This is a genomic window from Arthrobacter sp. GW822-FHT05G07, assembly GCF_058799755.1.
Genome location: NZ_JBXALT010000008.1, coordinates 244769 through 269299 on the forward strand (window position 1 = coordinate 244769; position 24531 = coordinate 269299).

A 24531-nucleotide genomic window follows, 5' to 3' on the forward strand; every position below is an offset into this window, starting at 1 on the left:
GATCCTGGCGAAGACTCAGCGCCTGGGAACCAGCAGGCCGCTGACGGCCTCCCGGTAGCTTTCCAAGGTGATGGCGGCTGTGCGCTGCCACCCAAAGGACTCGGCGTGGGTGGCAGCGAGGCGGCCCATGTCCTCCCGGGTTTGGACGTCGTCGTAGAGGTCTTCCAGGGCGTCCGCCCAGTCGGAGGGGTGGTGCCCGTCCACCAGTATGCCCGTTCGTCCGTCTGAGATGGCGCGGGAAAGACCACCAACGTTGGTAGCCACAACGGGGGTACCGCACGCCTGTGCTTCCAACGCCACCAAACCGAAGGATTCGCTGAAGGACGGCATTACCACCACGTCTGCGGACCGGAACCAACTGGCCAGCTCCGGTGCCACAACAGGCGGCCGGTGAGTGACGACGTCGGCCAGTCCGGCGTCTTCAATAAAGTGTTGGAGGTTGAAGTCCTTGGCGCCGCTGAGCGAACCCAGGATTGTCATTTCCAGATCGATGTCCGGACGGCGTTTTCGAAGGATACCGGCTGCCTTCACAAAAACCTGCGGGCCTTTGAGCCGCTGGATCCTGCCGGCAAAGAGGATATGGAAGCTGTCCGGCCTGACACCTCGCAAGGAACGGGACTTCCGCCGAAACGACGGCGTGAACACCTTCAGGTCCACCCCGGGCGGGGCAACGTCAATCCGGTCAAGGTCTGCCCCGTAGTGGGAAACCAGTTCGTCGGCCTCCGCGGGGGTGTTGGCCACCAACCGGGCAGCGCCGTCCACAATCCGTTGTTCGCCTTCTTCCCGGCGCCGTGGCTCAGGCCTTTCCCCGGACTCCAGGACGAGGTTTTTGACCTTTGCCATGGTGTGCATGGTGTGGACCAGCGGAACGCCCCATAACTCTGACAGTTCAAGCCCTGCGACGCCGGAAACCCAGTAGTGGGAATGGATGGCGTCGTAACGGCCGTGGAGCTGTTGGAGGCGGATTCTGTCGATTTCCTCCACCATGTGGTGCAGGAGCTCCGGCAGTTCTTCCTTGGGCAGTTTGCGGCGCGGACCTGCCATGACGTTATGGACGCAAACGCCCGGTCCGGGGTGTTCGACGGCGAGCTGGCCGGCTTTGGTGGAACGGGTGAAGATCTCTACCTCCACGCCGGACTCGGCAAGCGCCATGGCCAGCGCCCGTACGTAGACGTTCATGCCCCCGGCATCACCCGCGCCGGGCTGCTCCATGGGGGAGGTGTGCAACGACAGGAACGCCACACGACGGATCAACGGCACCCGGTCCTCCTCACGATCACAACAAAAATCAGCTTTGCCCTGCAGAAAACACTACTCCTGCCCCCGAGTTCCCATCCCGGCAAACTCCGCTATGTGGACAAGGCTGCTAGCGTGGCGGCTGTGAGCCAAGAACAAACCTTCCACATCCGCAAAGCAACGCCTGACGACTGGGCAGGCATCTGGTCCATCCTGGAGCCCGTGATCCGTGAGGGCGAGACCTTTACCTGGGACCGCGATACCAGCGAAGCAACAGCCAGGACCAAATGGATCAAGGACGCTCCCGGCCAGACCTTCGTGGCGGTGCACCAGGCCACAGGCGAGATCCTGGGAACAGGGGAGTTCCACGCCAACCAAGCGGGCGGCGGAAGCCACGTTGCCAACGCCGGGTACATGGTGGGGGCCAACAACTCGGGCCAGGGAATTGCCAGGGCATTGTGTGCCTACTCGCTGAACGAAGCCAAGGCCGCAGGGTTCCATTCCATGCAGTACAACGCCGTGGTGGAGAGCAATGTAAGAGCGGTGTGGCTATGGCAATCCATGGGGTTCAAGATCCTGGCCACGGTTCCTGAAGCCTTCGACCACCCGGAGATCGGCTACGTGGGCCTGCACGTCATGTACAGAAAGCTCTAGGTCCACAACTGGCTTAACTCAGGAAAAGCGGCCTCGTACCCCTCCAGCAGTTGCCGTCCCAAGGGGACTGAACCCACCAGCGGGTGCGCGGCAAATGCTTGAACGGCAGCCTCGCGATCGCCGGCAACAACCGCACGGATGGTTAGCCGTTCCACCTCCTTGACGTGCTGCATCAGGGTGAGGAACGGCCCGTCCGGCCGTTCCTGCGGAAGCGGCAACGCGCCGTCGGGCGTTACCTGGCAAGGAACCTCGACGACGGCGTCCGCCGGCAATCCGGGAACGGCCACCTCCGCCGCTGGCCCAGGAGCAGACACCGGTGAGTTGGGCACGTTGAGAATCAGCTGGGCGGTCCCGCCGCCGGACAGCGCCCGCATGACGGACAGGGCAACGCGTTCGTAGCCGCCGCCTGCGAGATCAGACTCGTCGCGTTGCTCCCCGTGGGTCCGGGCTTCGGCCAGGTAGCCTTCCTCGCGGGAGCGTCGGGCGGCATCCCACAGCCGGTACGGATGCGGATCCTGAAGAAGGCTTGGGTATAGCGAATTTTGCTGTTGGTGGATAGACGTTCCACGGGTTTCGCTTTGCTGTCCGATGGCTTCGGTGGCCTGTGCCGTTTGGTAGTAGTAGTAAAGGTATTCGTTGGGCAGGCAGCCGAGTTTTTCCAGAGTGTGCTGCCCGAACAACCGCCCTTCCTCCATGGTCTCCAGGGCAACGCGGTCGGACAGCAGACCCGGCAACAGGTCACGTCCAGCAGGTGCCAACCGATAAAGCCACCCGAGGTGGTTCAGGCCGTAGTAGCCCACGCCGTCGAGGGTTCCTTCGTTGAGGGGCGCACCGGCAGCGCGGGCAGCGCGCTGGACCAAGCCACCGGCCGAGTCGCAGATGCCGATCACCCGGCGCCCCAGGATGGGAACCAGCGCTTCGGTGACCATGCCAGCCGGATTGGTGAAGTTGATGAGCCACGCATCGGGGCAGTGGCGACGCATCGCCGCAGCGAGTTCCAACATGTGGGGAATGGAGCGGAGAGCGTACGAGATGCCTCCTGCGCCTGTCGTCTCCTGACCCAGCAACCCCAATCCCAAGGGAATCTGTTCGTCAGTGATCCGCCCGGCGGTGCCGCCCGGACGGATCGCGGCGAACACCATGTCCGTCCCGGTGAGTGCCTGCCCGAGGTCCGTGGAAACCACGACGGCGGGAGCGGAACCTTCGTCGGCGGGCATGTCGCGGAGTACCGCCTCCATGGCAGCGAGCCGTGAGCCGTCCACGTCAAAGAGGACGAGTTCATCTACCAACCCGGCAAAGGGACCCGCACACAAGGCGCGGTACACAAGGGGAACCCGGAATCCGCCGCCGCCGGCGATCATGAGCCGCATGATCCGAGTCTATGCAGCCCAGCACGTGCAGCGTAGTCTGCCGTGCATGGACGCTATGCCCCAGCGACGATTCGACCCCTTGGCTGCCGTGCGGTCGGACGGGGACCACCAGTGCGATCTCCTCCTGACAGGAACGGTTTTCCAGGACATCATTTTTACCGGACTTCCGCACGCTCCCGAACCTGGCACGGAGGTGTGGAGCGAAGGCATGGGCAGTTGCCCCGGGGGTGTAGCCAACCAGGCCATTGCCGCTTCCCGGCTGGGCTTGCGGACCAACCTCGCGGCGACCTTCGGGGACGACGGCTACGGCGATTACAACTGGCAGATCCTGGAAAGCCAGGAACACGTTGACCTCTCGCTCTCGCAAAGAGTTCCCGGCTGGCACTCACCAGTGACGGTATCCATGTGCGTCAACCAGGACAGGTCCATGGTCACGCACGGCCACCCCGCCCCGATCAGTTCCTCGGAACTGATTGGGAAGCCACCCAAGGCGCTCGCCGCCGTCGCCGATTTAGGCGAGGAGATGGAACCGTGGATGCTCGCAGCGAAGGATGCAGGCACCAAACTCTTTGGCGTGGTGGGCTGGGACCCCACCGGGCAGTGGTCGGAGCGGCGGCTGGACCAGCTGGCCAACTTCCATGCCTTCCTGCCCAATGCTCCCGAAGCGATGGCGTTCACCGGAAAAGCTGACCCGTGGGCGGCGTTGTATTCGCTGGCTGACCGCGTCCCGGTGGCCGTGGTAACTCTTGGCCCTCAAGGCGCGGTGGCAGTGGACTCGGAAACCGGGGAAGAGGAATGGGTGCCGTCACTGCCCGTATCGGCTTCCGATCCCACCGGTGCGGGGGACTGTTTCGGGGCGGCCTTCATTGTGGGATGCCTGGCAGGGTGGAGATTGGGGGACAGGCTACGGTTCGCGAACCTTTGCGCCTCCTTGGCGGTCCAGGAAGTGGGTGGCTCACTGGCAGCACCGGGTTGGGGCGACATCGCCGACTGGTGGCAGCGGGCGAACGCACGAAAGGAACGTCAGTCGAGTCAATGGTTGCGGCGCTTCGCCTTTTTGGAACCGATCGTGAAGGACATCCCGGCGGAGGCCCAACGACGAGCCCGGGCCACCATCGCGCATTTGTCGGACGCACAGTAGGGGCGCGGGGTGCCCGCAGTTAACCCGAGTTCACTGACAGCACTAGAATCTCTAGGGTGACTTACGAAGCAGCTGCAGATATCGGTATCGGGTCGAAGGCCTCCATAGCAAAGTCAGCGGTGCTGGAACGCTCCGCCGTGATCGACCTCGACGCCGTGCGGCACAACGTTCGTCAGTTCGTCGGTATTGCCTCCCCGGCCGCTGTTATGGCCGTGGTGAAGGCAGACGCTTACGGCCACGGTGCTGTACAGGTTGCCCGGGCAGCCCTCGACGCCGGAGCTGCCTGGCTGGGCGTCGCCCACATTTCCGAAGCGCTCGCCTTGCGCGCCGCCGGTGTCGAAGCCCCGCTGCTCGCCTGGTTGCACACCCGCGAAAGCAACTTCCAAGCGGCAGTCGCCGCCGGCATCGACGTCGGAATTTCCGGCTGGGAGCTGGAAGCCGTGGTGGCTGCAGCCCGGGAACAGGAGCGCCCGGCGCGTGTGCACCTCAAAGTGGACACAGGTCTGGGCCGCAACGGGTGCACCATCGCCGATTGGGACCAGTTGTTGGGCCAGGCCATGGAATACCAGGACCAAGGCCTCCTGCGCGTGGTGGGCGTTTTCTCGCACCTCGCAGTTGCTGACGAGCCGGAACGCCCGGAAACCGATGAGCAACTGGCCGTTTTCCGCGAAGCCCTTGCCATGGCCGAGGACGCCGGCGTGGATACCGAGGTCCGGCACATTGCCAACACGCCCGCAGCACTGTCCCGCCCGGACTCCCACTTCGACCTGGTCCGCGTGGGCCTGGGCATTTACGGATTGTCGCCCTTTGACGGTGCAACGTCTGCTGAACTTGGCCTGCATCCCGCCATGACCGTCCGGACACTACTGTCCAACTGCAAGAAGGTGCCCGAAGGCCAGGGTGTTTCCTACGGACTCAACTACCGGACCAGGGAGGAAAGCACGCTGGGCCTGGTGCCGCTGGGCTATGCTGACGGCGTCCCCAGGATTGCCACCGGGGGCCCCGTGCGGGTGAACGGCATCAACTACCCGGTAGTCGGCAGGATTGCCATGGACCAGATGGTCATCGACTTGGGACCGCTGTCCCCTGAAGCGGCGGCAGGCCTCAAGGGCGCGGAGGCCGTGATGTTCGGCAACGGTGCCGACGGCGGCCCCACCGCGGATGATTGGGCGGCCGCCGCCGGAACCAACAACTACGAAATCGTGACGCGCATCAGCCCCCGGGTCCCTCGCAGCTACGTCAACGAAATTCCGGCACAGCCGCACGCACCGGCGGTCGTCAGCGGCCAAGCCGAAACGGCAGCGCTGTGAGCAATCCACAGTGGGAGCGCACGCTGAAGGTCACGACGGCGGAACAGACGCACGCGCTCGCAGCAGCTCTAGGTGAGGTGCTGGAGGCCGGGGATCTTCTGGTCCTGACCGGCGAACTGGGTGCGGGCAAGACGACGTTCACCCAGGGACTCGGCGAGGGTCTGGGCGTCCGTGCCGGCATCATTTCGCCCACGTTCGTGCTGGTCAGGATCCACCCCAATCTTGCCGATGGCCCCAGGCCGGGTGGTCCGGACCTGGTCCATGTTGACGCGTACCGGTTGGACTCGGCAGCGGAGATCGATGACATCGATCTTGAGAACACCATGGACACAGCGGTCACCGTTGTGGAGTGGGGCCGGGACCGTGTGGAGCACCTCTCGGACAGCCGTTTGGAGGTTGACCTGCTCAGAGCTGTCGGTGGGGAAAGCACGGCAGCGGCAACGGACGGCGACGTGTTGGACTTCGATACCGATGACGACGACGAGCCCCGCACTATCGTTTTCCGGGGATTCGGTCCCCGTTGGGCCGTAACGCCGCAACTCCTTGAAACTACTGCCCTGGTGGAAGGCAATTGATGCTGATCCTGGCTATTGATACTTCAGCGGTTGCCAGCGCGGCCCTGATTTCGGACGATGCCATGGAAAGCGTGGTGGAATCCTTTGCCACGGAGGACACCCGCAGCCACGCCGAAGTGCTCGCTCCCGGGATCCAGAAGCTTCTGGCTGGCGCGGGGGTCACGGGCGCGGACATCGACGCGATCGTCACCGGCGTGGGACCTGGCCCTTTCACCGGACTCCGCTCCGGCATTGCGACCGCCCGCACCCTCGCTTTCGTGTGGAACAAGCCCTTGTACGGGCTGATGAGCCTGGATGCCATCGCGTTGGAAGTTGCGGAGTCCACGGCGGCCACCCCCGAATTCCTTGTTGCTACGGATGCCCGGCGCAAAGAGGTGTACTGGGCCCGTTATACATTGGACGACGGCCAGCTTCCGGAACTTGTGGACGGCCCCCATGTTGGTTTCGCCTCCGAGCTTCCGGACTTGCCGGTGTTCGGCGCAGGCGCAGGCTTGTATTCCGATGTCTTGAAAGCGGATGAAGATTTCGCCACCACGCAGCCGGATGCGGCGTCGCTGGGCCAGTTCGCTTTGGCCAAGCTCACGGCCGGACAGGCGTTGTTGGACTCCACTCCGCTGTACTTGCGCGAATCGGACGCCCAGGTGCCCGGACCCAGGAAGCGTGCGTTGTGATGGGAGGGGCACTGTGAAACTGTCACCCAAGCTGGAACTCGCCGGGGTTTCCTTGCGCGACATGACGGAGGCCGACATCCCGGCGGTGGAGGCCTTGGAGCGCCGGTTGTTCCCCGTGGACGCGTGGCCCCTGCAGATGTTCTTCGATGAGTTGGCCCAGCCCGAGACCCGGCGCTATGTGGTGGCCGAGGTTGCAGGGGAGATCGTGGCCTACGCCGGATTGATGTGCATCGAGCCGATCGCGGACGTCCAGACGATCGCCGTCGTGCCTGAATTCGAAGGCAAGGGAATCGGCTCGGCCATCCTGACGGAACTGATTGATGAAGCGCGGCGCCGCCGTGCGGCAGACGTCCTGCTGGAAGTCCGGGCGGATAACCCCCGCGCCCAGCAACTGTACTTGCGCTTCGGCTTCGAGCAGATCCACGTGCGTCCCCGCTATTACCGGGACGGTACTGATGCCCTGATCATGCGTCTTGAACTGAACAAACATGAGTCCCAAGAAGGAGCCACAGCGTGAGCCGGCCATTTCCGGAACAGCAGAAGCAGCCGCTGGTGCTTGGCATCGAGTCATCCTGCGATGAGACCGGTGTTGGAATCGTGCGGGGTACCACCCTGTTGACCAACACCGTGTCCTCGTCAATGGATGAGCATGTCCGCTTTGGCGGGGTCATCCCGGAGATCGCTTCGCGCGCGCACTTGGACGCCTTTGTGCCCACCTTGCAGGAGTCACTGCAAGAGGCCGGTGTCACCTTGGAGGACATCGACGCCATAGCCGTCACGTCCGGCCCGGGCCTGGCCGGTGCGCTCATGGTGGGTGTTTGTGCCGCGAAGGCCCTGGCCGTTGCCACCGGCAAGCCGCTGTACGCGATCAACCATTTGGTGGCACACGTTGGGGTGGGACTGCTGGACGGCAACCGGGTTTCGGAAGGAAAGCACGACGCCGTTGCTGCCGCCGGCTTGGGTGCAGGCAAGCTCCCGGAGAACCTCGGGGCATTGCTGGTATCGGGTGGGCACACGGAAATCCTGCGCATCCGGAGCATCACGGATGACGTGGAACTCCTGGGGTCAACCATCGACGACGCCGCCGGTGAAGCCTATGACAAAGTGGCCCGCATCCTTGGTCTCGGCTACCCGGGTGGGCCTGCAATCGACAAGCTGGCGCGCCAAGGAAACCCCAAGTCCATCCGTTTCCCGCGCGGACTCACTCAGCCCAAGTACATGGGTACGGCGGAGGAGAAGGGGCCGCACCGCTACGACTGGTCTTTCAGCGGCCTGAAAACAGCGGTGGCCCGGTGTGTTGAGCAGTTCGAAGCCCGTGGCGAGGAAGTCCCCGTGGCAGACATTGCCGCAGCGTTCCAGGAAGCCGTGGTGGACGTCATCAGTTCGAAGGCAGTCCTGGCTTGCAAAGAGCACGGCATCACGGACGTCCTGCTCGGTGGGGGTGTGGCAGCGAACTCGAGGCTCCGCGAGTTGACTGGGCAGCGTTGTGCCTCCGCCGGGATCACGCTGCATGTTCCGCCGCTGGGCCTGTGCACGGATAACGGGGCTATGGTTGCTGCGCTTGGTGCCCAGCTGATCATGGCCGGCATCAGTCCCAGTGGAGTTTCCTTCGCGCCGGATTCCTCCATGCCGGTGACTACGGTGTCAGTGCCCGCCTGAGCTTCTCCATCAGGGCAGGCGCCATGGCCGAAACTAGTCGTCGGGACCGACCCCTCGAGCTCGCAGCCGGATACTCGATCGGCTCTGCGGACCGTGCCGCTGCGGCTGGTGAGTGGGGGAATGTCCTACTGCACAGTCCGAGCCTGCCACTGCTTGAAGGTGTTGAACTTGCGCTTGACGACGTTGCGGCCTTTGCAGTCCTCTTTGTCGCAACCCGAAGGTCTGCCACCAGTGGATCAGCGTCGTTTCCGATGGCCCACTTCCGGCATCTTCGCCAGGATCAGCAAAAAGCTCTTCGGAGCATAGTACGAACGACACCAGTCATGGGTGGACGGCTAAGTTCAGCTAACACTTACGCCGGAGTCAGAGGTGCCTGGTCCGTGGAGCTGAACAAGCCCATGCCCAACGTCACCTACAACGTCGTTGTCCAGGTCGACGGTGGTCTGCAGAACACGTTCACTATCAAGATGGACAGTGACGGGCACCCCGTATCGGCCAAGGGCCATGTCGTCTCAACCCTCGTCGGCGACGCGAACCGTAACGGCTATCAGCAGCGCAAAGCCGGTTGGCTCGGCGGCCCCGGCTACGACGGCGGGCATGCAGCACCGTCCGCTCTGGGGTTCATCGGTGAAGGCGCAGGTGTTTTCCCTCAGCACGAATGGCAGAACCGCAAAGCGGGGACACCCAACGAAATCGACCAGGCGAAACAACTTCATCAGCAAGAAGCTCTTCGGCGCCTAGGACGAAACGAGACCCGTCGAAGGCGTCCTGCAAAGTGCAGTCCCCGTAAGTCTCGTCAATCGCGTCACCTGCCTCTGTGGCAATTCGCCTAAGCGTCAGGCCCCTTGCGCATCTGTTGCACGAGGTCCATCACCACTGCTTGCAGGTCTCCGTTGTGTTCTGCGGCGACGCGGCGCTGGCGCTGGTAGCTTGCTCCGCGCTGGATGATCTTCAAGACGTCGGCCAGTTCTTCCGAGCAGCCGAGCTTGGCTGCCACGGGTTCCAGCCGCGAGACGGTTTCCGCGAGGTGCTCCGTGACCAACTGCTCGTTGCCCTCGGCGTCGAGGATGATGATCGCTTCCATGCCGTAGCGTGCGGCACGCCATTTGTTCTCCTGCACATGCCATGGGGGCATGGTGGGGATGCTGCCGCCGGCGTCGAGGATGGAGGAGAACTCGTCCACCAGGCATTGCGTCAGCGCAGCGATGGCGCCTACTTCTTCAAGGGTGGCCAAGCCGTCGCAGATGCGCATTTCAATAGTGCCCAGGTTCGCCACCGGCCGGATATCCCAACGGATTTCCGACGTCGCATCAATGACACCTGTGGTGAACATGTCCTGGACGTAGGACTCGTAGGCTTCCCATGTTTCGAACTGGAAGGGAAGCCCGGCAGTGGGAAGCTGCTGGAACATGAGTGCGCGCTGTGACGCGTAGCCGGTTTCTTCTCCAGCCCAGTAAGGGCTGGAGGCGGACAGGGCTTGGAAGTGCGGGAAGTAGTTGACCAAGCCGTCCAGAATGGGAAGGACCTTGTCCCGGTGGTCGATGCCCACGTGGACGTGAACGCCGTAGATCACCATTTGGCGTCCCCACCATTGGGTCCGCTCGATCAGTTTGGCGTAGCGCTCCTTGTCCGTTACGGGCTGGAGCAGGGGAGGGCTGAACGGGTGGCTGCCTGCGCAGAATACTTCCACGCCCATGGGATCGGTGACTTCACGGACGGCGGCGAGGGATCGGCTGAGGTCCTCTTTGGCGTCCTTGACGGTCTCGCAAATGCCGGTGACCAGTTCCACCGTGTTGAGGAGCAGCTCGCGCTTGATATGGGGGTGTTCGTCGTCCTCGTTGAGGTCGGGGTGGTTCGCTGCGACGCCCTTCAGGACGTCGTTGGCCACTGATACCAATTCCCCGGTGCGTGCATTGACGAGCGCCAACTCCCATTCCACACCCAGTGTCGATTGCCTGGATGGCGCAAAATCAATCTGCACGTAGTCCCCTCATTGTCTTGTCTCTGCCGGGCACGGTTCCCCGCTGTGGGGCCGCCAGCGGTCGGATCAAGTCTAATGCAGCGGGAACACAGGTTGCTGCTGGGGCCTTACGGGAGAGGGCCGGTCATTTGCTATTGAGAATGCTTCTCAATAGAATAAACGCATGCATCTCACAGTCGTCAGTTCACTGGACAGTCAATGCCGGGAGTCAGCCGCTGCCAGGCTCGGCCAAACCCACACCAACTCCGTGGTGGTGCTTCACGATCTGCTGGATGGCTCCTTGGTCCTGCGTCGCGTCTACCGGGACGGTCAGCTGTTCGAGCGCGAAACCACACAGCTGGAGCATGGTTGCCTCAGCTGCACTGTCAGGTTGGACGTAGTCCCGACGGCGGAACGTCTCGCCTCATGCGGTTTCGACCACGTAGTGCTGGGCCTCCCGCCCGGCGTTGCGGCCGGGATGGCCGTTACCGAGCTGCGGCGTGGCCTGAGTCGCCCGGCTGTGATCGACAACGCCGTGCTGGCCCTGGACCCGGTAGACCTGGACGACCATATATGGGACCGTCACACGCTGTTCGAATCCGGTTTCACCTCCATGCCCACTGATGAGCGCACCAGCGGAGAATTTCTGATCGGCGAGTTCGGGCAGGTGGACACCGTCATGGTGCACCCTGGATTGGGGGCTGTGCTCACCGGTGATCCTCGCGAAGGTTCCGCGCAGTGGCTGCTCGGTGTCGAACTACTCGGCCAGCTGGCGTCCCATGCCGGCGTTGTTGGCGCCGCTGACGAATACCGGCCGGGCTGCTTCGACGACGCCGAGGCAGCGGCCCGTAACCGGCCCGGCGTGGTGCGGGTGCCCGTCATTGAGGCGGAGGGTTCCTTCCGCACGGTGCTGCACAGGGCGGGCCGTCCGCTGCATCCGGGACGTTTCCGTGAAGCACTGCCCCAATTGGCGGCTGGAACGCACTGGCTGCGTGGCCGTCTTTGGATCGCATCCGCGCCGAAAACGCGGATCGCCGTCCAAGGTATTGGGCCGCGGGTCTGGCTCGAAAGTACCGGGAAATGGCTGGCGGACTCGGCCGAACCTGGCCAGGCACACGCCGGAAAGACGGGTGCCGACGTCGACTCTGTCCTGGACTGGCACCCCAGCCATGGCGACCGTGGAACTGTGCTGGCGATCACCGGCCGTTCGGAGGACATCGACGCCCGGGAATTTCGCGACCTCCTGGACAGTTGCCAACTCACCCAGGCTGAAATGAAGCAGGACTTCGGCGTCTGGGACGACCCCCTGGAACTCAGCGACGCCCTCTAAACCAAACACCCAACCAAAGGAGAAACACCATGAAGGTCAGGAATTCGCTGCGTGCCCTCAAGAAGATCCCCGGTGCGCAAATTGTCCGCAGGCGTGGACGCACGTTCGTCATCAACAAGAACAACCCGCGGATGAAGGCGCGGCAGGGCTAACCGCACGTCGGTGATAAATGGGCGTGTTTAATGGGGGAATGCCAATCCTGAACAAAGACATGTCCCTGTGCATTTCGCTTGCGGCCCGGCCCAGCAATATCGGGACCAGGTTCCACAATTATTTGTACGATCTGCTCGGCCTGAACTTTGTCTACAAGGCATTCGCCCCGGCGGACATCACCCTTGCAGTGGCTGGCATCCGCGGCCTCCCGATCCGGGGCGCCGCGGTGTCCATGCCGTACAAGGAAGCCGTCATCCCGCTGGTTGACGTCATGGACCCGTCGGCCAAGGCCATCGATTCGGTGAACACCATCGTCAACGACAATGGCGTGCTGACTGCCTACAACACGGACTACATCGCCATTGCCCGGCTGCTGAAGGACCATCAGGTTCCCAACAGCCACAGCGTGCTCCTCCGCGGTGCAGGCGGCATGGCGAAGGCCGTAGCCGCAGCACTTCGGGACGCCGGGTTCACCGCCGTCACCATCGTGGCCCGCAACGAGGACACCGGCCGCGCGCTGGCAGATCTCTACGGCTTCGCTTGGCAGGATGACGTCAACGGCTCCACAGCCGATCTCATCATTAACGTCACGCCGCTGGGAATGGCTGGTGCGGATGAAACCGCCCAGTCCTTCGACGACGCCACGATCGCCGCTGCACAGGTGGTGTTCGACGTCGTCGCCTTGCCTTCGGAGACGCCCCTTATCTCCGCCGCACGCTCCGCCGGTAAGCCTGTGATCACGGGTGCCGAGGTCATCGCCATCCAGGCTGAGGAGCAGTTTGTCCTCTACACGGGTGTGCGACCTAGCGCCGAGCAGGTCCGGGAAGCCTCGGAGTTCTCGCGCCGCTGACGCTCTAGGCCGTCACCGGCTCCACGACAACAGCCACTCTTTCCTCGCCGATCCTGGTGAGGACCAGGGTGGCTGTTTTCGCATCCTTGCCTTTGACGGGCTTGGCAGGCAGCAATTGCTTCCGAAGTTCTTCCGGCGTCACGGCAGTGCCGCGCTTCTTGATGTCCAGCACAGTGATGCCCTGGTTTTTCACCCAGGCCTTCAGGGCCTTGACGTTGTACGGCATCACCTCAAGCACCTTGAAGGCGCGGGCGAAAGGGGTGTCGTGAAGCTCGGGGGCGCAGATGTAGGCGATGTGCTCGTCCACGAGGTGCCCGCCCAGCCTTTCGGCGACGTCGGCCACCAGTCCTGCGCGGATCACCGCACCATCCGGTTCGTAGAGGAAGCCCTCAACGGGCCCGACGACGGCTACCGGACCGCCGTCGAAATCCGCGCCGCTGGTGATTTCAGCGGCGCCCTGGTTGCCGATCACCAGCGCGGCCCGACGCACGCCGGGGCGCGCCACAGCGTTGAACCAGAGGGTCACTTCGGTGACGTCTCCGCCCACTGAGACCCACTGGGCTTCACAGCCTGGGGGCACGGAGTCGTGGGGAATGCCGGGACCCATCTTGACGCCGATAGCGCGGCCGGTCGCCGCCAGACGTTCTACGAAGGACAGCGGGGGAGAGAAGGCTTCAGGATCCCAAATCCGCTTGGTTCCGGACGTGGACGTGGTTCGGCGGGCAGGATCCAGCCATACCCCGTCCATCCCGTCCAACTCTACGGAGGTTGCATCCGCATGCACCACGGTGGCATGCGGGAAGGGCATGAGATTGATGGTGGCGCAGGCGGCAGTGGTTTCATCCATCTCAACGGCGGTCACGGAAATGTCCATTGACGCCATCGCCATGGAATCGGCGCCAAGGCCGCAGCCGAGGTCTGCAACGTGCGAGATGCCGGCCTTCGCAAAGCGCTCCGCGTGCCGGGCTGCGACGTTCAATCGCGTGGCCTGTTCCAAACCGGCTTGGGTGAACAGCATCTGCCGGGCAAACTCGCCGAACTTTGCCTCTGCGCGTGTCCGCAGCCGGGATTGCGTGAGCACCGCGGCCACGAGTTCGGGGGAGTGACCGGCCTTCCGAAGGTGCGCGTTGACGCTGAACGAATCGGCCTCCCGGTAGGGCCCCAGGGAGGCAAGAAGTTCCCATCCTTCAGTGGTCAGCAAGGGGGCGATCTGTTCCTGCGGTGCGTGAGGCATGGGATCAAGCCTAACGGCGCGGCACTTGACAGCGTGACCGGCTAATCAGCCCGATAAGGTTGTTTTCATGGAAGACAACGCAGCCCCGCACCCCTCAACCATGGCAAAATTCGCGCGCCCCGCCCTCATAGCAGGGGGAGTGATCGCGGTGGTGTGCATCGGCCTGCTCGTCATTATCTTCGCGTTGGATTCCTTCAATGCCGCCACCTACTCCGTCGCTGGCAAAAGCGTCAATGACGCCACGGATGAAGCGCGAGGCATCCGCGAACTTTACAGCGGAGCCAGGACCGGTGGAATCATCACGCTGGTGATCTCCGGCGTCATGGCCGTTGCCGCCGCCGTGGTGCTGTATCTGAACCGTGGCAACGCTCCGCTGGACGAAGACGATGACGGCGAAGACTACGATCTGGACGACCTCACCGGCAGGTGACGAACGTTCACCCATGACGAAATGCTGGCACTCACCTTGACCGAGTGCTAACGCTTACATAGAGTCTTGTTAGCACTCTCCCCCGGAGGGTGCTAATCACGCCAAGCGTCTTCCGGCACCGCGACGACGGTTGTACGCTCCGGCACCCTAGTTCTTAGTCCATGAATCAGCTCATGAAAAGGAGAGTCCGAGTGTCGGTCTCGATTAAGCCTCTTGAGGATCGTATTGTTGTTCGCCCGCTCGAAGCAGAGCAGACCACGGCTTCCGGCCTGGTAATTCCGGACTCCGCACAGGAGAAGCCGCAGGAAGGCGAAGTTGTTGCAATCGGCCCCGGCCGCTTCGATGACAACGGCAACCGCGTACCGGTTGACGTAGCTGTTGGCGACGTCGTCATCTACTCCAAGTACGGTGGAACCGAAGTCAAGACCGGCGGCAACGAGTACCTCGTTCTGTCCGCCCGCGACGTCCTTGCGATCGTCGTAAAGTAACTTCCCGGAGCCCCGCACCGCCGCCGCGTTGGAATCATTCCAACCCGTCAGCGGTGCGGGTTTTCTGTCTTGAAAGGACACAACCATGGCAAAGCAGCTTGCTTTTAACGATGCTGCCCGCCGGTCTCTTGAGGCCGGTATCGACAAGCTCGCCAACACTGTCAAGGTGACGCTTGGCCCGCGCGGCCGCAACGTCGTGCTGGACAAGAAGTGGGGCGCTCCCACGATCACCAACGACGGCGTGACCATCGCCCGCGAAGTTGAGCTTGACGACCCCTACGAGAACCTTGGCGCACAGCTGGCCAAGGAAGTAGCCACCAAGACCAACGACGTCGCCGGTGACGGCACCACCACGGCTACCGTGCTGGCACAGGCGCTGGTCAAGGAAGGCCTCCGCAACGTTGCTGCCGGCGCAGCTCCGGGCGAGATCAAGCGCGGCATCGAGGTTTCCGTCGAAGCCGTCGCCGCCCGCCTCCTGGAGAACGCCCGCGAAGTTGAAGGCACCCAGGTTGCCAGCGTTGCAGCCATCTCCGCGCAGAGCGACGAGGTTGGCGAACTGCTGGCTGAAGCATTCGGCAAGGTTGGCAAGGATGGTGTGATCACCATTGAAGAGTCCTCCACCACCCAGACCGAACTGGTCCTCACCGAGGGCATGCAGTTCGACAAGGGCTACCTTTCCCCGTACTTCGTCACCGACGCTGAGCGCCAGGAAGCCGTCCTTGAGGACGCCCTCATCCTGATCAACCAGGGCAAGATCTCCTCGCTGCAGGACTTCCTGCCGCTGCTGGAGAAGGCCCTGCAGGCAAACAAGCCGCTCTTCATCATCGCTGAAGACATCGAAGGCGAAGCCCTTTCCACGCTGATCGTCAACCGCATCCGCGGCACGCTCAACGTTGTTGCCGTCAAGGCTCCGGGCTTCGGCGACCGCCGCAAGGCCATGCTCCAGGACATCGCCACGCTCACGGGCGCCCAGGTTGTTTCCCCGGACCTCGGCCTGACCCTGGACACCGTTGGCCTGGAGGTGCTTGGTACCGCGCGCCGCATCACGGTGACCAAGGACAACACCACCATCGTTGACGGCGCCGGCACGGCCCAGGACGTTGCCGACCGCGTTGCACAGCTGCGTGCTGAGCTCACCCGGACGGACTCCGACTGGGACAAGGAAAAGCTGCAGGAACGCCTGGCCAAGCTGGCCGGCGGCATCGGCGTGATCAAGGTTGGCGCAGCCACCGAGGTTGAGCTGAAGGAAAAGAAGCACCGCATCGAGGACGCAGTTTCCTCCACGCGTGCAGCCCTCGAAGAAGGCATCGTTTCCGGTGGCGGTTCCGCTCTCATCCACGCCCTCAAGGCACTGGACGAGTCCCCGGCCGTGAAGGCGCTCGAAGGCGACGCAGCAGCTGCTGTGGGCATCGTCCGCCGCGCCCTGGTTCAGCCGCTGCGCTGGATCGCCCAGAACGCAGGCTTCGACGGCTTTGTTGTTGTTGCCAAGGTTTCCGAGCTCGAAGCCAACCACGGCTTCAACGCCAAGTCCGGCGAGTACGAGGACCTGATCGCCGCTGGCGTGATCGACCCCGTCAAGGTCACCCGTTCGGCTCTCCGCAACGCCGCTTCCATCGCTGCCCTGGTTCTCACCACCGAGACCCTGGTTGCCGAGAAGCCGGCTGAGGAAGAAGACGCACACGCAGGCCACCAGCACTAACGGCCTGTTTTACAAAGGCCCCGGTCACGTTGACCGGGGCTTTTGTTGTCTGCGGCTTTGCGCGGGGCGGCTATTGTGAGCGTACGACGGCGGCGGTAACCTGACGCTAATACGGCGGCTTGGGTGCGTCACCGGGGTGCATCGTCGCCGCAAGGTGAGCCATGACGATGCCTGCCACAGCCTTGGACCTGGGACGCTCGGCGTTCTCCGAGCATCGCTGGAGCGATGCTCTGGATTGCCTCGCCCGCGCGGATGCCGAGGGTGGTCTGCCTCCCCAAGACATTGAGCTGGTGGCATCCGTGGCGATGCTCCTGGGTAAGGAATCGGAGGGCGTCGCCTACCTGACGAGAGCCCATGACGAGTACGTGACCGTGGGGGATATGGCAGGGGCGGCCCGCTGTGCAGCGTGGCTGGTCCTCTACCTCATGAACCTCGGGGAACAAGCGCGGGGTTCCGGCTGGTTGTCCCGTGCCAAGCACATGCTGGACGGAATGGTAGACCCCACGGAAGCCGAGGGCTACGTCCTGATCCCGACAGCACTGGGAGCACTGTATGGAGGGAATCCGGAGACCAGCAACGAGCTCTTCAGCCGCGCTTTGGCCTTGGGGCAGCGGTTCCACGACCGTGACCTGACGGCGTTGGGGCAGTTGGGCGTTGGGACTGCCCGGATCAACTTGGGATTCCCCGATGAAGGCCTCGGTTTCCTGGACGAAGCGATGGTCGCCGTAAGCGCCGGGGAAGTCTCGCCCATCCCCTCGGGCATCATCTACTGCGCTGTGATCGGAAGCTGCCGCCTGACCTTGGACGTGCAGCGCGCGCACGAGTGGACGGCTGCGCTGGCACGCTGGTGCGGGCAGCAGCCTGACATGGTCATGTTCAGCGGGCAATGCCAAACGCACAGGGCCGAGTTGTTCATCCTCCATGGAGCTTGGGAGGAAGCCATGGCGGCACTCAAGATCGCCCAAGACCGTTCTCGACACGGCGACCCCGAAGCGACTTGGGGCGCCTGGTACTTTCAAGGCGAGCTCTTTCGCCTCACCGGCCTTGATGAAGAAGCGGCCTCGGCCTATGCCAAAGCCGCCGAGACCGGCTTCGAAGCACTGCCGGGGTTGGCCCTCATGCTCGTCAGGCAGCACAAGGCAGCACAAGCCCAATCCATGGTGCGCCGAGCGATGTCCGGCGCGGATCCTGCCAACCGCCGTCGACTGCTCCCTGCGGTGGTGGACATCGAGCTTGCCGCCGGCGATCTTGAAGCGGCACGCGCAGCGGCCGACGAATTCGCGGCACCGGTCAGGGACGCGCGCAGGCCCTTGGAACAGGCTATCGCTGCCCAGGCTGAAGCCAACGTGCTGCTCGCCGAAGGAAATCCCCATGCGGCCCTGGCCGCGGCGAGGAAAGCTTGGCGTCTTTGGTACAGCCTAGAGGCCCCCTTTGGCGCCGCCAGCTGCAGGGTGCTGGCGGGCCGTGCCTGCAACTTGCTGGGTGACCAGGACTCTGCTGCGATGGAGTTTGAAGCCGCAAAAGCAGACTTCGCCGATCTCGGGGCAACTCCGGCAGCAGCAGATGTTTTGGAATTGACTGGCGAAACGAGCGTGGACGCATCTCCGTTGACCAGCAGGGAACTGGAAGTCCTGCGCCTGATCGCGGGCGGCAATGCCAACCGGACCATCGCCCGCGAGCTTTACCTCAGCGAAAAGACGGTAGCCCGGCACGTCAGCAACATTCTTTCCAAACTCGCGGTGCCCTCCAGGGCGGCCGCGACCGGCTACGCCTTTGAGCACGGCCTGATCCACTGACCCTCAGTCATCTCCTGCGCAGAAATACCCATGCAGCGTGTACTGAAATGCGTCATTCTGCCGACGCGGCGTAAGGGGCTGGACTCATAGCTTGGCGTTATGAACATTCCACTGCTTGCCGGCACCGTATCCACAGTGCTTTTTGCAGCCAGCATGCTGCCCATGCTTCTCAAAGCTGTGCGCACCAAGGACCTTGAGTCCTACAGCGTCGGCAACATCGCCACCACCAACGTGGCCAATGCAGTGCATTCGTTCTATGTCTTTGACCTCCCGGCGGGCCCCGTTTGGCTGCTGCACTCCTTCTACATTGTTGCTTCCGCCCTCATGCTCTTGTGGTGCCTGCGCTACCGGAAGGTCCCTGACGACGCTCTCAATGAACCAATCGGAGAACCAGTAACTGAAGGGACAGAACAATGAACGCCAACCTGGAATCGACAGTGGACACGATCATCGCGGGAGGTGGGCAGGCAGGGCTCGCGCTGGGATACTTCTTGGCCCAGGAAGGCAGGACCTTCCTGATACTGGATCAGAACGGGAGGCCGGGGGAAGCCTGGCGCCAACGCTGGGACTCGCTGCGGCTCTTTACGCCCGCCAAGTATGACGGCCTCCCAGGAGCGCCTTTCCCCGGTGACCACCTTGCGTTCCCCACAAAGGATCAACTGGCTGACTATCTGGAGGACTATGTGCGCCGCTTTGACCTCCCCTTCGTCCCAAACGTCCTCGTGGACCAGATCAATCGTGTCGGAGACGTGTTTACCGTGGCAGCGGGAGATCGCAGCTGGCGCTGCAACAACGTGGTGATTGCTACAGGAGGACACCATCTGCCCAAGAAGCCGCAGTTCGCAGGAGATTTGGATTCGGAGATACTGCAACTGCATTCAGAGGACTACAGGAATCCCGGGCAGTTGAAGGATGGCCCCGTCCTGGTGGTGGGGCTGGGCAATTCAGGAGCTGAAATAGCCCTTGAAGTTGGCAAATCCCATGCCACTCAACTGGCGGGACGCCCCAGCGGTGAGATGCCTATGCGGCATGGCCGGACGGCTGCACGCTTCGCCCTTCCCGTGGTGCGGTTCCTCGGTTTGCATGTCCTGAATCTCAACACACCCATCGGTCGCAAGGCGGCTCCCGGATTCAAGTCGATGGCGGCACCACTGATCCGGACCAAGACCAAGGACCTGGTTGCTGCGGGGGTGCACCTGGTACCGAGGCTGGCCGGGGTTTCGGAGGGCCGGCCGGTCCTGGACGATGGGAGTCGTGTGGAAGCTTCGAATGTCATTTGGTGCACCGGTTACCACGAGGACTACTCGTGGGTGAAACTCCCGGTCTTCGATGCCCTCGGTGAGCCCCAACAGACACGGGGAGTGGCACACGACGTTCCGGGCGTCTATTTCATCGGTCAGGAGTTCCTTTTCGCGGCAGCCTCGGCAACGCTTCCCGGAGTCACCAGGGATGCCCGCTACCTTGCCAGCCGGCTCGCTGAACGGAATCCAGGCCGTGCAACGGAACCAGTATTGAAGCAAAACGCAGCGGGCCAGGCAGCCTCATAAAACGTGTAATGGGTCACGTTGGAGGGGGCGCGCCGAACGGCAACGCTAACGAGGCAAAGAAGTATCAGCACAGGTCACGCTCAGGTTGGGCTGGCAGAATGTATGGCTGGACCTGTGCTGATGGGGCTTCGTATGGCGGCCAGGGACACCCTCCACCATGGGTTGCGCGGCTAAATCCGCGTAATATTGATGCTTTGTGCCACAAGCTTTGAGGAACTGCCTAACGTGACGACGCCAACGATTCCAGCCCCTGCCCACCACGGTAAGCGGGCTGCCGGACCCGTTGCGAAGTCTAAGTTCCGCCCCGAAATCCAAGGCCTTCGATCCCTCGCAGTCCTCATGGTGGTCAGTTACCACATCTGGATCGGCAGGGTCTCCGGAGGCGTTGATGTCTTCCTCCTGATCTCAGCGTTCCTCATGACCCTCCAGTTCACGGGACGTTACAAACAGGGCCGCCCCATGGACCTCCTGCGGCACTGGCTGCACCTGTTCAGGCGGCTCCTGCCCGCCGTCGTCGTAGTTCTGGTGGGCACGCTCGCAGCAACCTTCGCGTTCCTGCCGGCCACGCGCTGGGTTGAAATCGTCCAGCAAACCTGGGCTTCGCTGTTTTACTTTGAGAACAGGCTGTTGCAGGAGTTGGCAGTTGATTACTACGCCACCGACCACAGCATGGCGAGCCCTGTGCAGCACTTCTGGTCCTTGTCCATCCAGGGCCAGGTGTTCATTTTGTGGCCCATCATCTTTGCAACGGTCGCGCTGGTGTGCCGCCGCTTTGCCCTCCGCTACCGCGCCACGCTGGTGTACGTCTTCGCGATCATTTTCCTGGTCTCGTTCATTTACTCCATCATCTTCACTGCCAACAACCAGGCAGTAGCGTACTTCGATACCTTTGCCCGTTTGTGGGAGTTTGCTTTGGGCACGTTGGTGGCCTTGATCCTGCCGGCCCTGAACTTCTCCAAACCTGTCCGTGTGGCCTTGGGCTGGATTGGGGTGGCAGCGATGCTCACCTGCGGCATCCTTCTGCAGGTGCAGACTGCGTTCCCTGGATTCGTGGCCTTGTGGCCCACGCTGGCTGCCGTCGCGGTTATCGCAGCCGGTCAGACGGGGAGCCGTTTCGGCGTGGACAGGATCCTGAGTTCCAAATTCCTGGTCCGGCTCGGTGACAACTCCTACGCCCTCTACCTCTGGCACTGGCCCATTCTGGTGATTGCCTTGGCTTGGAGCGGCAAGGATCACGCCGGCTGGCTTTCGGGCACGGCCATTATTGCGCTGTCACTTGTCTTGGCTTTCCTGACCACCAAGTACATAGAGAAGCCCTTCCGTGAGTGGAAGTGGCCGGAGATGAAGCGCCGCCGCTCGGTCATCGCGATCGTGGCCTGCCTGGCAGTGGTGTCCGCGCCCCTCCTCGCTTTCCAGTACAGGTTGGACGTGGACCAGCAAGCTGCGGAGGCGCGGATGGTCTTCGATAACCCCGGTGCAAAAGCCCTCCTTCCCACATATGTGAATGAAGTGGCTCCGAATGCGCTCACCCAGCCCACCGCGGAAAGGATTGGGAGTGACTGGGCCAACCTGTCCGACGGATGTTCGGGCGACATTAAGCCGGAATCGCAGCTGCTTCAGGACAACTGCCAGCAGAACGGCGTCGGGGCCGACGCCACCAAGACAGTCCTGGTAGTTGGCAGCTCCCACTCCCAGCAGTGGCTTGCCGCCCTGGAAGTGTTGGCGGAGCAGCATCATTGGCGCGTCTACTCGTTGCTCGCCGGAGCCTGTCCCTTCATGACAGAAGACCCCGAGTCCGAGCCGGGCTGCAACGAGTTCAACAGTGAAGTGCGCAGCCACATCCGGGACCATGCGCCGGATGCCATCTTCATGGTGGGCACGGCGGCTGTGTCATCCTTGCCCGACGAGCGACTGACCCACGGTTTCGAGGACCTCATTCCTGAGGTCACGGGGCTGGGCATCCAGGTGGTGGCGGTGCGGGATAACCCACGGTTTACTTACAGCCTCACGGACTGCACGCTCGCCAAAGGCGTGGACAGCCCTGATTGCCGCCCGCTGAAGTCAGACGTCCTGGCCGAACCCAGCCCCTTTGACGCCGTGAGGGGTAAGTACCAGAACCTGTTCCTCTTGGACATGACGGACCTGATCTGCCTGGGAATCTACTGTCCGCCCATCATCGGTAATACGTTCGTCTACCTGGACGACAACCACCTGACCAAAACCTACGTCAAGAGCATGGCGGGCATGCTCGATGAAAGGTGGTTTGCCGCGACAGGGTGGCAACAATGATGGATACACGCGCAAGCGCCACGTCCCCGGCGGCGGGCAAGGAAGGCACGACGGCGAAACCCGGCTTCCGTCCGGAGGTCCAGGGCTTGCGTGCACTGGCAGTGCTCATGGTTGCGGCATACCATATCTGGCTCGGCAAAGTTTCGGGCGGCGTGGACGTCTTCCTGCTCATCTCGGCTTTCCTGCTGACGTTGTCCTTCACGCGCAAGCTTGAAAGTCATAAGCCACTCAGACTCTTGCGGCACTGGCTCCACGTGTTCAAGCGGCTGCTGCCCGCCGTCGTCGTCGTCCTGCTGGCGGTCTTGGCCGGCACCTGGGCGCTGATCCCGCAGAGCCGGTGGCCTGATGTGCTCACGGAGGCGTGGGCATCCCTCATGTACCGGCAAAACTGGCAGCTTGCCGCGTTCGCCGTGGATTACTACGCCCAGCAGCACGTGGACGCCAGCCCCCTGCAACATTTTTGGTCGCTGTCCGTGCAGGGCCAGGTGTTTATTCTGTGGCCGCTGATCTTCGCCGGAGTCGCCCTTCTGCAGCCGCAGCTGGCCAGGCTGTTCCCGCAGCGGAAGGCCGTAGCCCACCGACAAATGCTGTTCATCGCCTTCGGTGCCGTCTTCGTGGCTTCGCTCGTGTTCTCCATCGAGCAGACCGCCACCAACCAGGCGTACGCCTACTTTGATACCCGTGCCCGTCTGTGGGAGTTCGCCTTGGGCTCACTGCTGGCCCTGGCCATCCCGTATCTGAAACCAAAACGGAGGCTCCGCGTTTTTCTGGGATGGGCCGGTATTGCAGCGATGCTCGCCTGTGGGCTCATGCTCACCGTGGACCGCTCGTTCCCGGGGTTCGTAGCCCTTTGGCCCACCCTCGCAGCCGCCGCCGTGATCGTCGCCGGGCAAAGCGGGAGCCGGTTCGGTGCCGACCGTCTCCTGAGCTCGCGTCCGCTGGTCATGCTGGGAGACAACTCGTACGCCCTGTACCTGTGGCACTGGCCAATGCTGGTGTTCTTCCTCCTGGCCTCCGGCACCAAGCAGCCGAGCCTCCTCCAAGGTCTGGGAATCATGGCGGGTTCCCTGCTGCTCGCGGTTGCCACCACAAGGTATGTGGAAGTACCCCTGCGCAGCTGGAAGTGGCCAGACGTGCGGTCCTGGCGGGCCGCCGTCGTGATTGTCTCCTGCGGTGCGCTGCTGGCGCTGCCGGTCACGGCTTGGCAAAGCGCCATCACCGCGGAAGCTGCAGCGATTGCTGGTCAGCCCCAGGAATTGACGCCGGGTGCTGCCGCGTTGTCCCCGGACTACTCCGGTCGGCCGAGCGAAGAGGCCCTGATCATCCCGGCGCCTGCAGCCATGAAGGATGAGTGGGCGAACGTCGATGGGCCGTGCACCGGGGACAACGTGCCCGGCGATCCTCTGCTGGAGGGCTGCCTGCAGAATGAGGAACCCGATGTGGTCACCAAGAGAATTGTGGTGCTCGGTGATTCGCACTCCCAGCAGTACACGGCTGCCCTTGGTCCGATCGCCAAGGAACACGGTTGGGAAGTGGTGACGTTGCTCAAGGGTGGCTGCCGTTTCGGTGCCCAATCTCCGGAGAGGCCCGATTTTTGCAACGAGTTCAACAAGGCTAGTGCCGCTTACGTCATGGAGCACAAGCCTGATGCCGTGTTCACCGTAGCTTCGCTGACGCACGTCGAGGCCCCGTTCGAGACCGAAGTGCCCGGGTACCTCGAAGGCATCAAGCCGTTCACAGACGCAGGAATCGATGTAGTGGGCGTCCGGGACAACCCGCGTTTCGGCTTCAACATGCCTGAATGCGTCCAGAAGAAGGGCAAAGATTCGCCCGACTGCAATGTGCCGCTTGAAGAGTCCCTGGCGGCGTCGTCACCGTTGGACGATTACGTCGGCAAGGTGGAGCGGCTCTACCTGATGGACATGAGCGACTTCATCTGCGAGCAAGGGACGTGTCCGGCTGTGGTTGGGAACATCTATGTCTACAAGGACGACAACCACCTCACCAAGACCTACGTGCAAACCATGATCCCGATGTTTGAAGAACGGCTGCTGGCCGCCACCGGTTGGCCAGCCAGCTAGGTTCCCGCTCTCCGGCGGTTTCAAACGCACGACGCCGGCCTGCCGCCAGTGGGATTGC

General features: G+C 62.9%; 23 protein-coding genes. 19 read left to right on the top strand and 4 right to left on the bottom strand.

Annotated features, from left to right (window positions below):
- Positions 1 to 15: 15 nt before the first annotated feature.
- Positions 16 to 1260 (bottom strand): D-inositol-3-phosphate glycosyltransferase, encoded by a 1245-nt coding sequence (gene mshA, locus AC1RJY_RS15635; RefSeq protein WP_498602670.1) that lies wholly within the window; start codon positions 1258 to 1260, stop codon positions 16 to 18.
- Between the two features lie 111 nt (positions 1261 to 1371).
- Here mshA and AC1RJY_RS15640 point away from each other — a divergent pair, with 111 nt between their 5' ends.
- Positions 1372 to 1890, top strand: a complete 519-nt coding sequence (locus AC1RJY_RS15640; RefSeq protein WP_498602682.1) for a GNAT family N-acetyltransferase — start codon at positions 1372 to 1374, stop codon at positions 1888 to 1890.
- Here the strand turns inward: AC1RJY_RS15640 and AC1RJY_RS15645 are convergent.
- Positions 1887 to 3260 (bottom strand): 6-phospho-beta-glucosidase, encoded by a 1374-nt coding sequence (locus AC1RJY_RS15645; RefSeq protein WP_498602671.1) that lies wholly within the window; start codon positions 3258 to 3260, stop codon positions 1887 to 1889. The two genes, AC1RJY_RS15640 and AC1RJY_RS15645, sit on opposite strands and share 4 nt — an antisense overlap.
- A gap of 46 nt (positions 3261 to 3306) precedes the next feature.
- Here AC1RJY_RS15645 and AC1RJY_RS15650 point away from each other — a divergent pair, with 46 nt between their 5' ends.
- Genes AC1RJY_RS15650 through AC1RJY_RS15680 form a run of 7 tightly spaced genes read left to right on the top strand, consistent with a single transcriptional unit; the run spans position 3307 to position 9449 of the window.
- Positions 3307 to 4401: a carbohydrate kinase family protein gene (locus tag AC1RJY_RS15650; protein ID WP_238324342.1), complete on the top strand. Its 1095-nt coding sequence runs from the start codon at positions 3307 to 3309 to the stop codon at positions 4399 to 4401.
- Positions 4402 to 4457: 56 nt separating this feature from the next.
- A complete protein-coding gene (gene alr / locus AC1RJY_RS15655) occupies positions 4458 to 5711 on the top strand; it encodes an alanine racemase (protein ID WP_498602672.1) in 1254 nt (417 codons plus the stop codon).
- Positions 5708 to 6286: a tRNA (adenosine(37)-N6)-threonylcarbamoyltransferase complex ATPase subunit type 1 TsaE gene (tsaE, locus tag AC1RJY_RS15660; protein ID WP_498602673.1), complete on the top strand. Its 579-nt coding sequence runs from the start codon at positions 5708 to 5710 to the stop codon at positions 6284 to 6286. The genes alr and tsaE overlap by 4 nt, the downstream gene beginning before the upstream one ends.
- Positions 6286 to 6957 (top strand): tRNA (adenosine(37)-N6)-threonylcarbamoyltransferase complex dimerization subunit type 1 TsaB, encoded by a 672-nt coding sequence (tsaB, locus tag AC1RJY_RS15665; RefSeq protein WP_011775534.1) that lies wholly within the window; start codon positions 6286 to 6288, stop codon positions 6955 to 6957. Before tsaE ends, tsaB begins: the two co-directional genes overlap by 1 nt.
- A gap of 13 nt (positions 6958 to 6970) precedes the next feature.
- On the top strand, positions 6971 to 7474 hold the full coding sequence (rimI, locus tag AC1RJY_RS15670; RefSeq protein ID WP_014922361.1) for a ribosomal protein S18-alanine N-acetyltransferase: 504 nt from the start codon (positions 6971 to 6973) through the stop codon (positions 7472 to 7474).
- On the top strand, positions 7471 to 8616 hold the full coding sequence (gene tsaD / locus AC1RJY_RS15675; protein ID WP_014922360.1) for a tRNA (adenosine(37)-N6)-threonylcarbamoyltransferase complex transferase subunit TsaD: 1146 nt from the start codon (positions 7471 to 7473) through the stop codon (positions 8614 to 8616). The genes rimI and tsaD overlap by 4 nt, the downstream gene beginning before the upstream one ends.
- A gap of 23 nt (positions 8617 to 8639) precedes the next feature.
- Positions 8640 to 9449 carry a DNA/RNA non-specific endonuclease gene (locus tag AC1RJY_RS15680; protein WP_498602674.1) on the top strand — a complete coding sequence of 270 codons (810 nt, stop codon included), beginning with the start codon at positions 8640 to 8642 and terminating at the stop codon, positions 9447 to 9449.
- Here the strand turns inward: AC1RJY_RS15680 and AC1RJY_RS15685 are convergent.
- A complete protein-coding gene (locus tag AC1RJY_RS15685; RefSeq protein ID WP_011775530.1) occupies positions 9446 to 10597 on the bottom strand; it encodes a glutamate--cysteine ligase in 1152 nt (383 codons plus the stop codon). The two genes, AC1RJY_RS15680 and AC1RJY_RS15685, sit on opposite strands and share 4 nt — an antisense overlap.
- Before the next feature lie 163 nt (positions 10598 to 10760).
- On the opposite strand from AC1RJY_RS15685, the gene AC1RJY_RS15690 reads away from it, so the two are divergent.
- From AC1RJY_RS15690 to AC1RJY_RS15700, 3 genes are read left to right on the top strand one after another with little or no spacing between them, the layout of a single operon-like run.
- Positions 10761 to 11906: a GTP-binding protein gene (locus tag AC1RJY_RS15690; RefSeq protein ID WP_014922358.1), complete on the top strand. Its 1146-nt coding sequence runs from the start codon at positions 10761 to 10763 to the stop codon at positions 11904 to 11906.
- 29 nt (positions 11907 to 11935) lie between these two features.
- Entirely contained in the window at positions 11936 to 12058 is a 123-nt protein-coding gene (gene ykgO / locus AC1RJY_RS15695) for a type B 50S ribosomal protein L36 (protein WP_011775528.1), read from the top strand.
- 38 nt (positions 12059 to 12096) lie between these two features.
- Positions 12097 to 12909 (top strand): shikimate 5-dehydrogenase, encoded by an 813-nt coding sequence (locus AC1RJY_RS15700; RefSeq protein ID WP_014922357.1) that lies wholly within the window; start codon positions 12097 to 12099, stop codon positions 12907 to 12909.
- A gap of 4 nt (positions 12910 to 12913) precedes the next feature.
- On the opposite strand, the gene AC1RJY_RS15705 is transcribed toward AC1RJY_RS15700, so the two are convergent.
- Positions 12914 to 14143, bottom strand: a complete 1230-nt coding sequence (locus tag AC1RJY_RS15705; protein WP_014922356.1) for a THUMP-like domain-containing protein — start codon at positions 14141 to 14143, stop codon at positions 12914 to 12916.
- Positions 14144 to 14210: 67 nt separating this feature from the next.
- Here AC1RJY_RS15705 and AC1RJY_RS15710 point away from each other — a divergent pair, with 67 nt between their 5' ends.
- From AC1RJY_RS15710 to AC1RJY_RS15745, 8 genes are all read left to right on the top strand, one after another.
- On the top strand, positions 14211 to 14573 hold the full coding sequence (locus AC1RJY_RS15710) for a hypothetical protein (RefSeq protein WP_014922355.1): 363 nt from the start codon (positions 14211 to 14213) through the stop codon (positions 14571 to 14573).
- A gap of 191 nt (positions 14574 to 14764) precedes the next feature.
- Entirely contained in the window at positions 14765 to 15061 is a 297-nt protein-coding gene (gene groES / locus AC1RJY_RS15715) for a co-chaperone GroES (protein ID WP_011775524.1), read from the top strand.
- A gap of 85 nt (positions 15062 to 15146) precedes the next feature.
- Positions 15147 to 16760: a chaperonin GroEL gene (gene groL / locus AC1RJY_RS15720; RefSeq protein ID WP_011775523.1), complete on the top strand. Its 1614-nt coding sequence runs from the start codon at positions 15147 to 15149 to the stop codon at positions 16758 to 16760.
- 161 nt (positions 16761 to 16921) lie between these two features.
- On the top strand, positions 16922 to 18556 hold the full coding sequence (locus AC1RJY_RS15725) for a helix-turn-helix transcriptional regulator (RefSeq protein WP_498602675.1): 1635 nt from the start codon (positions 16922 to 16924) through the stop codon (positions 18554 to 18556).
- 99 nt (positions 18557 to 18655) lie between these two features.
- On the top strand, positions 18656 to 18973 hold the full coding sequence (locus tag AC1RJY_RS15730) for a hypothetical protein (protein WP_011775520.1): 318 nt from the start codon (positions 18656 to 18658) through the stop codon (positions 18971 to 18973).
- On the top strand, positions 18970 to 20103 hold the full coding sequence (locus AC1RJY_RS15735) for a flavin-containing monooxygenase (protein ID WP_498602676.1): 1134 nt from the start codon (positions 18970 to 18972) through the stop codon (positions 20101 to 20103). The genes AC1RJY_RS15730 and AC1RJY_RS15735 overlap by 4 nt, the downstream gene beginning before the upstream one ends.
- A gap of 189 nt (positions 20104 to 20292) precedes the next feature.
- The gene (locus AC1RJY_RS15740) at positions 20293 to 22392 is read left to right on the top strand and encodes an acyltransferase family protein (RefSeq protein WP_498602677.1); all 2100 of its coding nucleotides are present in this window, start codon (positions 20293 to 20295) and stop codon (positions 22390 to 22392) included.
- Positions 22389 to 24473 (top strand): acyltransferase family protein, encoded by a 2085-nt coding sequence (locus AC1RJY_RS15745; RefSeq protein ID WP_498602678.1) that lies wholly within the window; start codon positions 22389 to 22391, stop codon positions 24471 to 24473. Before AC1RJY_RS15740 ends, AC1RJY_RS15745 begins: the two co-directional genes overlap by 4 nt.
- The last annotated feature ends 58 nt before the right edge of the window (positions 24474 to 24531 follow it).

Excerpts from the sequence above, each read along its gene's own strand:
- AC1RJY_RS15730 (WP_011775520.1), top strand. The coding sequence starts at position 18,656 with ATGAACATTCCACTGCTTGCCGGCACCGTATCCACAGTGCTTTTTGCA.
- tsaB (WP_011775534.1), top strand. The coding sequence starts at position 6,286 with ATGCTGATCCTGGCTATTGATACTTCAGCGGTTGCCAGCGCGGCCCTG.
- AC1RJY_RS15745 (WP_498602678.1), top strand. The coding sequence starts at position 22,389 with ATGATGGATACACGCGCAAGCGCCACGTCCCCGGCGGCGGGCAAGGAA.
- AC1RJY_RS15725 (WP_498602675.1), top strand. The coding sequence starts at position 16,922 with ATGACGATGCCTGCCACAGCCTTGGACCTGGGACGCTCGGCGTTCTCC.
- AC1RJY_RS15700 (WP_014922357.1), top strand. The coding sequence starts at position 12,097 with ATGCCAATCCTGAACAAAGACATGTCCCTGTGCATTTCGCTTGCGGCC.
- AC1RJY_RS15705 (WP_014922356.1), bottom strand. The coding sequence starts at position 14,143 with ATGCCTCACGCACCGCAGGAACAGATCGCCCCCTTGCTGACCACTGAA.
- AC1RJY_RS15680 (WP_498602674.1), top strand. The coding sequence starts at position 8,640 with ATGGCCGAAACTAGTCGTCGGGACCGACCCCTCGAGCTCGCAGCCGGA.
- ykgO (WP_011775528.1), top strand. The coding sequence starts at position 11,936 with ATGAAGGTCAGGAATTCGCTGCGTGCCCTCAAGAAGATCCCCGGTGCG.
- AC1RJY_RS15735 (WP_498602676.1), top strand. The coding sequence starts at position 18,970 with ATGAACGCCAACCTGGAATCGACAGTGGACACGATCATCGCGGGAGGT.
- AC1RJY_RS15740 (WP_498602677.1), top strand. The coding sequence starts at position 20,293 with ATGCTTTGTGCCACAAGCTTTGAGGAACTGCCTAACGTGACGACGCCA.
- groL (WP_011775523.1), top strand. The coding sequence starts at position 15,147 with ATGGCAAAGCAGCTTGCTTTTAACGATGCTGCCCGCCGGTCTCTTGAG.
- AC1RJY_RS15650 (WP_238324342.1), top strand. The coding sequence starts at position 3,307 with ATGGACGCTATGCCCCAGCGACGATTCGACCCCTTGGCTGCCGTGCGG.
- AC1RJY_RS15690 (WP_014922358.1), top strand. The coding sequence starts at position 10,761 with ATGCATCTCACAGTCGTCAGTTCACTGGACAGTCAATGCCGGGAGTCA.
- AC1RJY_RS15710 (WP_014922355.1), top strand. The coding sequence starts at position 14,211 with ATGGAAGACAACGCAGCCCCGCACCCCTCAACCATGGCAAAATTCGCG.
- AC1RJY_RS15645 (WP_498602671.1), bottom strand. The coding sequence starts at position 3,260 with ATGCGGCTCATGATCGCCGGCGGCGGCGGATTCCGGGTTCCCCTTGTG.